The sequence below is a fragment of the Mycobacterium sp. FW102-FHT13B02 genome, assembly GCF_058790275.1.
Genome location: NZ_JBYTCM010000004.1, coordinates 449,917 through 459,264 on the forward strand (window position 1 = coordinate 449,917; position 9,348 = coordinate 459,264).

Consider the following 9,348-nt stretch of genomic DNA (forward strand, 5'->3'; position numbering starts at 1 on the left):
CGGTCAGCGTAGCTGCGGAATGACTTCCGTGCTGAAGAAGGCGATGTGGTCGAGGTCGGACATGTCCAGCACCTGCAGGTAAATGCGCTCGACACCGGCCGCGACGAACGGCGCCAGCTTGTCGACGATCTCCGCCGGAGTGCCGACGGTGGGGGAGTTGCCGCGCATCTCGTCGACCTCGCGGCCGATGGCGCCGGCTCGGCGGGCGATCTCCGCGTCGTCTTTGCCCGCGCACAGCACGAAAGCCGCCGAGTACGTGATGCTTTCGGGTGCCCGGCCGGCTTCGGCCACGGCGGCCCGGACCCGGCCGAACTGGGTGGTGAGGGTGTCGATGTCGACGAACGGAATGTTGAACTCCGAGGCGAACCGGGCGGCCAGCGCCGGGGTCCGCTTGGCGCCGCCGCCACCGATGATCACCGGCGGGTGGGCCTGCGCCGGTTTGGGCAGCGCCGGGGAATTCTTCACGGTGTAGTGCTTGCCGTCGAAGTCGAAGTGCTCTCCGACCGGGGTGTCCCAGAAGCCGGTGATGATCTGCAGCTGCTCGTCCAGCCGGTCGAAGCGTTCGCCCAGCGGCGGGAACGGGATGGCGTAGGCCTCGTGCTCTTCGGCGAACCAGCCGGCGCCGAGGCCCAATTCCACACGGCCACCGCTCATTTCGTCGACCTGTGCGACGGCGATGGCGAGCGGGCCGGGATGCCGGAACGTCGCCGAGGTGACCATGGTGCCGAGCCGGATGGTGCTGGTCTCGCGCGCGATGCCACCGAGCGTCACCCAGGAGTCGGTCGGGCCGGGCAGCCCGTCGCCGGCCATGGCCAGGTAGTGGTCGGATCGAAAGAAGGCCGAGTAGCCGAGTCTCTCGGCGGCCTGCGCGACGGCGAGCTGGTCGGCGTAGGTGGCACCCTGCTGCGGTTCGACGAATACCCGGAAGTCCATGCCGCCCAGCCTAGTGATCAGAACGCCTTGACACTCGCCGTCGAGACGAACATCCCGTGGCCGGTGCCGGCGTTGGTGAAGCGGGTGCCTTCGGCTCCGGCGAGGATGGTCCAGCCCACCGCCGAATAGGTCTGGTAGTCGATGGTCACCGTCGGGATGGCCCCGAGATTGCCCACCACCCACGACAATTCGCCAGCTGCCGTGACCCGGACGCCGTTGGCCGACTCCCCGTTGAGCTTCGGCGCGTTGGTGAAGGCCGACTCGCAGTCGACCTCGGCCTTGCTGAGCTGGCACCGGGTCTGGCCGGACTTGGTCGCGATGAAGACGTAGCCGTTCTGCGGAGCGAGGGCCTGCGCGGTGGGCGGCACGGCGCTGGGGACCGGGATCGGGCTGACCGGGACGGGGCGGATGGCCTTCGAGCTCGGTGTCGGTGTGCTTGCCGACGGTGATTCTCCGCTGGGCAGCCCCGACTTCGGACTTCCGGGGGTGGTGCCGTCGCAGCCGGCGAGCAGCGCGACGGAGACAGCGACGAGGGCGATCAGCCGATGGTGGTTCATCGGCTAACAGGTTACTGCGGAGGCAGTACCGGCGGACGGCAGATGTTGTTGATCGGGTCCCACCACGCGCCGTCACGACAGTCGAGCGGCGTCGTCGAGACCGGAGGACGGCAGCTGTTGATGTTCGGGTCCCACCAGCCGCCGGGGCAGTTCTGCACCAGCGGGGCCTGGCACCGGTTCTGCACCGGGTCCCACCAGGTGCCGTTGTCGCAGTCCGCGTGACTCACGGCAGGGGCGATCGCCGCGGTGAGTGCCATGGGCGCCAAGGCAGCCGCGGCGATGACGGCGGCCCGCTGCAGGGACTTGTGCATGGACTCACCCTAAAGGCCTTCAGTTACACGGCAAGTCGCCCGGCGTGTAGTAGGGCACCCCGGCCGGGGTGTAGCACGGCGGCCGGCCCGAGGCGGCCTGGGCGGCCGCGTCCTCCGGCGCTGCGACGGCCGCGGCCACCGCGGCGTCACCGGCGACGTTGGTACAGCCACCGGCGCTGACGTGCCGACCGCCGACGTTGGCGCACACATCAGCGTGGGTGACAGGCGTACTGACGGCCGGCACGGCCGCGGACGCCAACAGGAACAGCACTGCAGCTGCGGACTTCTTCATGTCTCCAACTTCCGTAGGCCCGACCCTGCGACAAATTATTGACAGATCCGTCAGGCTTGTCTCAGCTTTTCTGGTAACTGCCGTCGTCCATACGGGTGAAGTAGCGGCCCGGGGGCGGCAGCGGATCGTGGCGCAACGGGCCGGCGACGGGGCGGTGCCACGGTGTCATGGGCAGCTCATCGACAACGCGGACGAATGCGGGCCGCTCCTCGGCAGGTAGGTTCGCGAGCGCCTCGTCCAGGTCGGTGGCGGAGATGTCCTGCCCATCGAGCAGTGACAGGGCCGCGACAGCCACCTCGTGGTCGTCGGATGCGACTCCGTACGTGTGCACCAGGTCGACGTTGGGCAGTTTCCCGAGGGCTGCGGTGATCGGCAACGAGGCCACGATCCCGCCGGCGGTGTGGATCTGAGTGTCGACGGAGTCGATCAGCCAGTAGTCGCCGTCACTGTCCCGGCTGACGAGGCTGCCGCTGGAGAACCAGGCATCACCGGCCTCGAACAGATTGCGCAGCGGCGGCGCGGACGCGGTGGTCGCGGAACTGATCTTCACCAACAGGAGGCCCGTCTCGTCGTCGGCACAGCGGATCGCGTAACCGTCCGCACCCGAAACAACCTGCTGCGCTTCCGGATCCCACCGCACGACCTCGACGGTGGCACTGCCCGGCAGGGGCCGGCCCAGCGATCCTGGCTTGGCCGGGTTGACGTTGGCCAGGATGGCCTCGCCCTCACTGGTGGACCAGAAGTCGAGGACGCCGGCCGGGGCGAACCGGTCGAGGACCCGGCGCCACAGGCCGCGAGGCATACCGGAGCCGACGAACAACCGGACCGAGTGGTTGCGCTCGGCGGGCTGCGGGGCGGCGTTGACCAGCGGCCGCAGCTGCGCCCAGGTGTAGCAGACGATGGTCACGCCGTACCGGCGTACTTCCGTCCAGAATGTCGTCGGGTCCAGGTCGGTGGCCATCGCCAGTCGGCTGCCACCCGCGACCGCTCCGCCGATGCCCGTCAGCAGGCCGGAGGTGTGGTAGATCGGGTTGATGCTGTAGACGGTGTCGGAGTTGTTCAGCGTCGCCGACGTCGCGGTGCCGTACGCCGACAAACCGAAGCGGCCGTTGGTGACTCGGATGGGGCGGGGGTCGTCGTCCGGGCCGCCGAAGAAGATGAACGCGAGCTCCCCGGCACGACCCGGGTTGGGGCGGTACCAGTCGGGGATGCGCACGGCGTTGGTCTCGCCGATCTCCAGCGCGGTCAGGGTGCGGTCCCGGTTGAGGTAGGGCGTGTCGAGCAGGAAGGTGTGCAGCGGTCGGCCGGCGAAGTCGGCCTCGGAATGTTCGGGATCGGCGATGACGCGGTTGACCTTGCCGAGCTCGACCTCGCGCGCGGTGTCGGCGCCGGGGCGCAGCATCACGGCCACCGCGCCGATGCGGTTGAGCGCCGTTACTACCGCCAGTGCCGACGGACGCGTACCCATCAACACACCGACGTGTTCACCGGCACGCACGCCCGCGGCGAGCAGACCGCGGACCACCGCATCGATGCGCACCTTGTTCTCGCCGTAGGTGTAGCTGCGGTCCTCGTACATGAAGCTGACGTCGTTGGGCGCCTGCTGGGCCTGCTCATCGAACAAGAGCGCCAACGAGATTCGCGTGCTCGCGTCCAGTCTCCGGATGCGCGCCAGCCGGGGCATCTGGCGCGACACCGTGCCGAACATGCCGCGGACGTCACCGACCGAACGTGCGACGGAGCCGGCGACCATGCGGCCGGCATCGATCAGTGCCTGGACGCCCTCACCCGGCCCCGCCGGCGCCGGTTCGGCGGCGGTGGTCATTGCGTCGACCTTGGTGACGTGCTCCGGCTGCGGGCCCTTGCCCTCGGCAAACCGCATCCAGTCGGCCACCAGCGGCCAGGTGTGCGACGTCGCGGTACTGCCCACAACCAGCCCGAAATGCCCTGCGTGCAAGGTGCTTTCGAAGATCTCCGCACGCGGCGCAGCGCCCAGGATTCCGCGTACCGAGGCGGGCGGGGCGATTTCGTCGACATCTCCGACGAACGCCAAGATCGGCGAGGTGATGTCGGCGAGCGTCACCGGCCGTCCGGCGATGCTGAATCCGCCCGTCAACATCCGGTTGTGCACCAGGAACTGCTGCAGGAACTCGACGAGCGCCGGGCCGGGCCACGCCACCCAGCCGTCGTTCATCAGGTAGCGGCGCTGCCCTTCGCGGGGCAACAGGGCGTCGCGGTCGTGCAGCGCGAACAGGAACTGCAGCTGGCCCGTCACTGCTTTCACGGGGTCGAGTAGCTGGAACCCCAGCCGGGTCGCCCAGCCCGGCACGGACCGGCCCCGCAGGACGTTCTCCATGACGAATCCCATGCCGGGAATGGCGATTTCTGCGGGGACACCCATCGGTGCGGTTTTGCTCAGGTCCACCGGGCTGCCGAAGGTGATGACGCTGGCGATGCCGACGCTGCGCCGGTACGCCGAGGCCTGGTAGCAGAACATGCCGCCCTGCGAATAGCCGGCCAGGTGCACGTCGCCGCCGGTGAGGGCACACATCTCGTCGATGGCCGCGTCCACTGCCAGCACGTGATCAGCCAGGTTGCGCTCCAGGCCGCCGGCTTCCTTCTCCGGCGAGCCGAAGTCGATGACCCATGGGTCGATACCGTGCGCGATGAGCGTACGCACGCCGCTGGCCTGCGGAGACACGTCGAACACGTCGGCCGTCAGCATCAGCGGCGGCACCAGCAGCACCTGAGGGCGGCCCTTCTCACCGCTGGTGCGGTACCGCCGCAGCTTGTGGATCCGGCCCTGTGCGACGACGTCGTACGGCGACGGCTCTTCGCCAGTCTCGAGTCCGCCGTAGCGGGCCACTTCCAGCCAGTTGCGAGTCGTCGCCACAACCCTGTCGAACATTCAGCCCGCCCTTTCGATCAACACTCGGTGCAGATCATGCCAAGCGGATCCGTTCACCACGGCAGTTTGACCGCCAGCCTGGGTGTCGGTGGGTGCGTCGACCGCAGATGCACGTCGGTCGACCGGACCGGATCGAGGACGCGGGTCAGGAAGGTGATTTCATCGGCGAGGGCCGCCTCGTGGACAGGCCCGTCGTAGAAGTCGAAGTGGTCGGCGGGATATTCGCACAAATGGGCCAGATACCCCGCCTTTTTGGCGGCGCGGCGTGCGGCGTCCGGCGGCGCGATGAGGTCGTTGGTGCCGATCTGGACGAGTAGCGGGCATTCCAGCTGACTGGCGTGCACGGTGGGTCGGTTGAACGCGATCTCCAGCAGCGTGCGGGCGGTGAATTCGTTGCGCCAGGTCGGGCCGGCCATGGCCACATACGCCTCTTCGGCGCCGGGCGTGGTGAGCACCGCGGTGTCACCATGGTGCCCGGTCAGTGGCAGGTTGTGCGGGCGGCGGCCGAGGCACGCTCCCGCGGCATCGAGCACTCCGTGCGCGACCATGCGGGCCAGCGGCCCGGCCCCGGCCTCGTGATACGCCTGTACCAGCGCGGCCAGGCCGTCGGTAGCGGGGCACAGCGACACCACTGCGGCCACCCTCTGGTCTTCGGCGGCGACAGCGATGACGTGCCCTCCCGAATACGAGGTGCCCCACAACGCGATGCGGTCGCGGTCGACGCCCGGCAGGTTCCGGGCGACGTCGATGGCGGCGTGGTAGTCCTGACGTTGCTTCTTCACCGAGATGTATTGGCGTGGTTCGCCTTCCGAATCGCCGAAGCCGCGGTAGTCGAACACCACCACATCCATCCCGGCGGCGGCGAACGGCTCCGCAAACGCCATCAGGCCCGAGTCGCGGGTCCCACCGAAGCCGTGGGCCATGACCACGCACGGCCGGCCGGTCTGACCGGCCAGCGCGTCACTCTCGGCGGTCAGATGCCAAGCGGCGCAACGCTCGCCGTGGCTGATGAAAAAGAAGTCGGTTTTCATGATCGCTCCTTCGGTCAGGCCACGGATAGCGGGGCGGCGGCGGGCGTGAAGACCAGTGCGGGGTCCTCGATGGGCCCGTTGCGCAACCGTTCCTGATCCATTTCGTAGGCATGCTTGAACGCCCACGGGCCATAGGTGCCGCCGCGCGGGAACTTGGCGACGGCCCGTTGGACGTACCCGGAGGTCATGTCCAGCAACGGAACTCGTTCCATGGTCCCGTCTTCCAGGACGGGCACCACCTTGTCGTAGCCATGCTCGTCCATGTAGTCGAGCATCCGGCAGAAGTGCTCGCACACCAGATCGACCTTCAACGTCCAGGCGATGTTGGTGTAGCCGACCGCGAATGCGAAATTGGGCACGCCGGAGAGCATCATCGCCTTGTAGACGGTGAGGTCGGGGAGATGCAGCAGGTGCCCGTCGACGCTCAGGGCGATCTTGCCGAACGGCGTCATGTTCAGGCCGGTCGCCGAGATGATGATGTCGGCGGCCAGTTCCTGCCCGGATTTCAGCAGGATGCCGCGCTTGGTGAACCGTTCGATGTGGTCGGTGACGATCGAGGCTTTGCCGGACGCGACCATCTTGAACAGGTCGCCGTCGGGGACCATGGCCAGGCGCTGCTGCCACGGGTTGTACTTGGGGGTGAAGTGCGTGTCGACATCGAAGTTCTTGGGCAGCTGCCGAGCCACGTTGGCGATCAACAGTTTTCGCATCACTTTCGGGTAGCGCATGCACATCTTGAACAGCCCGCGGTTCAGCGCGATGTTCTTGCGCCGCACGATCTTGTATGCCCGCTCATGGCCGAGCACCTTGTTGAGCACGTTGGCGATCGGGTCGGACGCCGGTATCGAGAAAACGTAGCTCGGGGAGCGCTGCAGCATGGTGACGTGCGCGGCCTTGTCGGCCATGTTCGGGATGAGTGTGACGGCAGTGGCGCCACTGCCGATGACGACGACGTTCTTGCCGGCGTAGTCCAGATCCTTCGGCCACAGTTGGGGGTGGATCACCGGACCCTCGAAATCCTCGCGACCCGGAAAGTCGGGCAGATACGGATTCTCGTAGTCGTAGTACCCGGTGCCGAGGAACAGAAAGCGTGACGTGAACGTCTCGGTCTGGCCCTCGTGGGTGGTGGTGACGGTCCAAAGTGCTTGCTGGGAATCGAAATTCGCCGATTCCACGTGGTAGCCGAATCGGATGTGGCCGGCGAGGCCGTTCTCCTCCACGGTCTGCTGCAGATAGTCCAGGATGATGTGCCCGTCGGCGATGGACTTGCGGTGCGTCCACGGCTTGAAGCCGAAGCCGAAGGTCGGCATGTCCGAGTCGGACCGGATGCCCGGATACTGATGCAGGCTCCAGGTGCCGCCGATCGCGTCTCGTCCCTCCACAACCACGAACGACGTACCGGGCCGAAAAGTCTTGAGGTGATATGCCATTCCGATGCCGGAAATCCCGGCGCCGACGACCAGGACGTCGATGGGAGCGGTGGTTGTCATGGGCACTCCTTTGCCGGTCCGGCGGGTGTACCTGACTCTAAATCCGCGACGCCGTGTCCATGCCGGGTTTCGCAGGCCCGGCTTACCGGGTGGCGAGGGTCTGAGCGAACTCGTCGATGGCGTCGACCATCTGATCCAGGCCCGGCTGCTCGAGCGGGTAGTGGCCGGCGCCGTCGAGCACCTTCTTCGTGACCGGCACCTTGGTGATCCGGTCCAGGAACGGGTCGCTGAGATGCTGCGGTGTCCACCGGTCGGCGCCGGGTTGGGTCAGCAGCACCGGGCAGGTGGTGAAGTCCTCGGGTTCGACGGCCGGCTGGTAGGCCATGTACGAGGCGAGGAACGCCATCGTGACCCAGTTCCCGGCCGAGGTGCGGTCGGCGAGACAGGCCCGCAGCGCCGTCTTGTCATTGACCAGGGTGTGCATCTTGCTCACCGCCCACATCGGGATGCGCATGCGGCGCAGTGGTGTCCGGGCGACGCGGCTCATCATCGGTCCGCCGAGCCGACCCATGGTGGGGTTGAGCGCCGTCTCGACCTGGACCTGGGGATTACGCTGATCCAGGAACGTCATCCCCACGATGCCCGCGACGTGCGGGCTGATCGCGGCGACGTGGTAAGTCAGCATCCCGCCGGCGCTGAGGCCGTACAGCAGGATCGGGCGGTCGTCGCGTTTGCGTTCGGCTGCAACGAGATCGACTCCGGCGGCGACCCAGTCGTCGTAGGTGACCAGCGCGCCCGGCGCGACCTCGGTGACCCCGTAGCCCGGCATGTCGACGGCGATGGTCTCGTATCCGCGCCTGGCGAGGGGAGCGCCGGCGATGGTGCTCATCTGCCGACCGTTGGTGCCGACGCCGTGGAACAGGACGACCTTCACCGGCGCGTCCGGGTTGCGGTACGTATCCAGGTGGATGTGGTGCCCCTGCCAGTCCCACCATTCCTCGGTCGGCTCCATACCGGGCTTGATCCGGTATTCAGCGGGCAGGTGCTGTTGGATTGTGCGCCAGGCTGTTTGGTCGGCGTAGCTCATGGTGGGAGATTAGCGTTCGGCCGGTGGGTCTGTCGTCCCCCATCGTCGGCGCTTAGTTGATCTAACCGCCGTGCGCGTGTTGAGACGCCGCCGGTCGTGCTCCCCGACGCATTCGGAGCCTCGACGGTTAGTTCTTCTAATTACTCATCTGCCACTTTCGGCCAGTCGGGCTAAGCGACGACGATCCCCGCCCCACAGTGCCGCGTGGCGCCAATCCTGCTGCGGCCCTTCTGCTTAGGCACTCTAACCGTCGCCGATGCCGGGCTCTTGCTGTGATGGATTTCTCGTCGGTGGGCAGGGGTAACGTCGCAAGTATGTTCGAATCAAATAGTGATCCCCACGCCGCGACCGCGGCGGTCGACGCGATCACCCTCGCCACTTGTGAGGAGAACGCGGCCGGCGCGCGCCGGCTGGCGGCGATCGGTGATCTGTGGGCGCTGCGGGCTCCCGATGATGATGTGGAAAAGCGGTATTGGGCGATCGACGGGTATGCCGGACTGATCGTGGAAGTGGCCGCCGCGCTCGGGGTGTCCCGCAAACGCGCGCAGGCGCAGGTGGACCGCGCGGTGACGCTGCGCACCCGCCTGCCGAAAGTGGCAGCGGTCTATGCCGAGGGCCTGATCGATGCGGTGATGGTCGCGATGATCGCCTCGCGCACCGACCTGATCATCGACGACGACGTCGCCCAACAGGTCGACGCGGACCTGGCCGCGAAAATCGTGGCGTGGGGTCGGCTGTCGAAACCGAAGATGGAGCAACGTATCGACGCGATCATCGCTGCCTCCGATCAGGCCGGGGT

General features: G+C 67.3%; 9 protein-coding genes. 1 reads left to right on the forward strand and 8 read right to left on the reverse strand.

Annotation, left to right across the window (positions count from 1 at the left end; translation table 11 throughout):
• Positions 1 to 3: 3 nt before the first annotated feature.
• From AC3WTE_RS10170 to AC3WTE_RS10205, 8 genes are all read right to left on the reverse strand, one after another.
• Positions 4 to 933 (reverse strand): LLM class F420-dependent oxidoreductase, encoded by a 930-nt coding sequence (locus AC3WTE_RS10170; RefSeq protein WP_492437323.1) that lies wholly within the window; start codon positions 931 to 933, stop codon positions 4 to 6.
• Positions 934 to 950: 17 nt separating this feature from the next.
• Positions 951 to 1,490, reverse strand: coding sequence for a hypothetical protein (locus AC3WTE_RS10175; RefSeq protein ID WP_492437324.1), 540 nt, complete (start codon positions 1,488 to 1,490; stop codon positions 951 to 953).
• A gap of 11 nt (positions 1,491 to 1,501) precedes the next feature.
• A complete protein-coding gene (locus AC3WTE_RS10180) occupies positions 1,502 to 1,801 on the reverse strand; it encodes a hypothetical protein (RefSeq protein ID WP_492437325.1) in 300 nt (99 codons plus the stop codon).
• Positions 1,802 to 1,820: 19 nt separating this feature from the next.
• Positions 1,821 to 2,093 carry a hypothetical protein gene (locus tag AC3WTE_RS10185; RefSeq protein ID WP_492437326.1) on the reverse strand — a complete coding sequence of 91 codons (273 nt, stop codon included), beginning with the start codon at positions 2,091 to 2,093 and terminating at the stop codon, positions 1,821 to 1,823.
• A gap of 61 nt (positions 2,094 to 2,154) precedes the next feature.
• On the reverse strand, positions 2,155 to 5,001 hold the full coding sequence (locus AC3WTE_RS10190) for an AMP-binding protein (RefSeq protein WP_492437327.1): 2,847 nt from the start codon (positions 4,999 to 5,001) through the stop codon (positions 2,155 to 2,157).
• Between the two features lie 53 nt (positions 5,002 to 5,054).
• The gene (locus AC3WTE_RS10195; protein WP_492437328.1) at positions 5,055 to 6,032 is read right to left on the reverse strand and encodes an alpha/beta hydrolase; all 978 of its coding nucleotides are present in this window, start codon (positions 6,030 to 6,032) and stop codon (positions 5,055 to 5,057) included.
• Between the two features lie 14 nt (positions 6,033 to 6,046).
• Positions 6,047 to 7,522: a flavin-containing monooxygenase gene (locus AC3WTE_RS10200; RefSeq protein WP_492437329.1), complete on the reverse strand. Its 1,476-nt coding sequence runs from the start codon at positions 7,520 to 7,522 to the stop codon at positions 6,047 to 6,049.
• Between the two features lie 82 nt (positions 7,523 to 7,604).
• Positions 7,605 to 8,549 (reverse strand): alpha/beta hydrolase, encoded by a 945-nt coding sequence (locus tag AC3WTE_RS10205; RefSeq protein WP_492437330.1) that lies wholly within the window; start codon positions 8,547 to 8,549, stop codon positions 7,605 to 7,607.
• A 314-nt stretch (positions 8,550 to 8,863) separates the two neighbouring features.
• Here AC3WTE_RS10205 and AC3WTE_RS10210 point away from each other — a divergent pair.
• On the forward strand, positions 8,864 to 9,348 hold a 485-nt coding region (locus AC3WTE_RS10210; RefSeq protein ID WP_492437331.1), incomplete at its 3' end, for a DUF222 domain-containing protein.

Bases quoted from the DNA above. Each gene is read 5' to 3' on its own strand.
- AC3WTE_RS10190 (WP_492437327.1), bottom strand. From the start codon at position 5,001: ATGTTCGACAGGGTTGTGGCGACGACTCGCAACTGGCTGGAAGTGGCC.
- AC3WTE_RS10195 (WP_492437328.1), bottom strand. From the start codon at position 6,032: ATGAAAACCGACTTCTTTTTCATCAGCCACGGCGAGCGTTGCGCCGCT.
- AC3WTE_RS10170 (WP_492437323.1), bottom strand. From the start codon at position 933: ATGGACTTCCGGGTATTCGTCGAACCGCAGCAGGGTGCCACCTACGCC.
- AC3WTE_RS10200 (WP_492437329.1), bottom strand. From the start codon at position 7,522: ATGACAACCACCGCTCCCATCGACGTCCTGGTCGTCGGCGCCGGGATT.
- AC3WTE_RS10205 (WP_492437330.1), bottom strand. From the start codon at position 8,549: ATGAGCTACGCCGACCAAACAGCCTGGCGCACAATCCAACAGCACCTG.
- AC3WTE_RS10185 (WP_492437326.1), bottom strand. From the start codon at position 2,093: ATGAAGAAGTCCGCAGCTGCAGTGCTGTTCCTGTTGGCGTCCGCGGCC.
- AC3WTE_RS10180 (WP_492437325.1), bottom strand. From the start codon at position 1,801: ATGCACAAGTCCCTGCAGCGGGCCGCCGTCATCGCCGCGGCTGCCTTG.
- AC3WTE_RS10175 (WP_492437324.1), bottom strand. From the start codon at position 1,490: ATGAACCACCATCGGCTGATCGCCCTCGTCGCTGTCTCCGTCGCGCTG.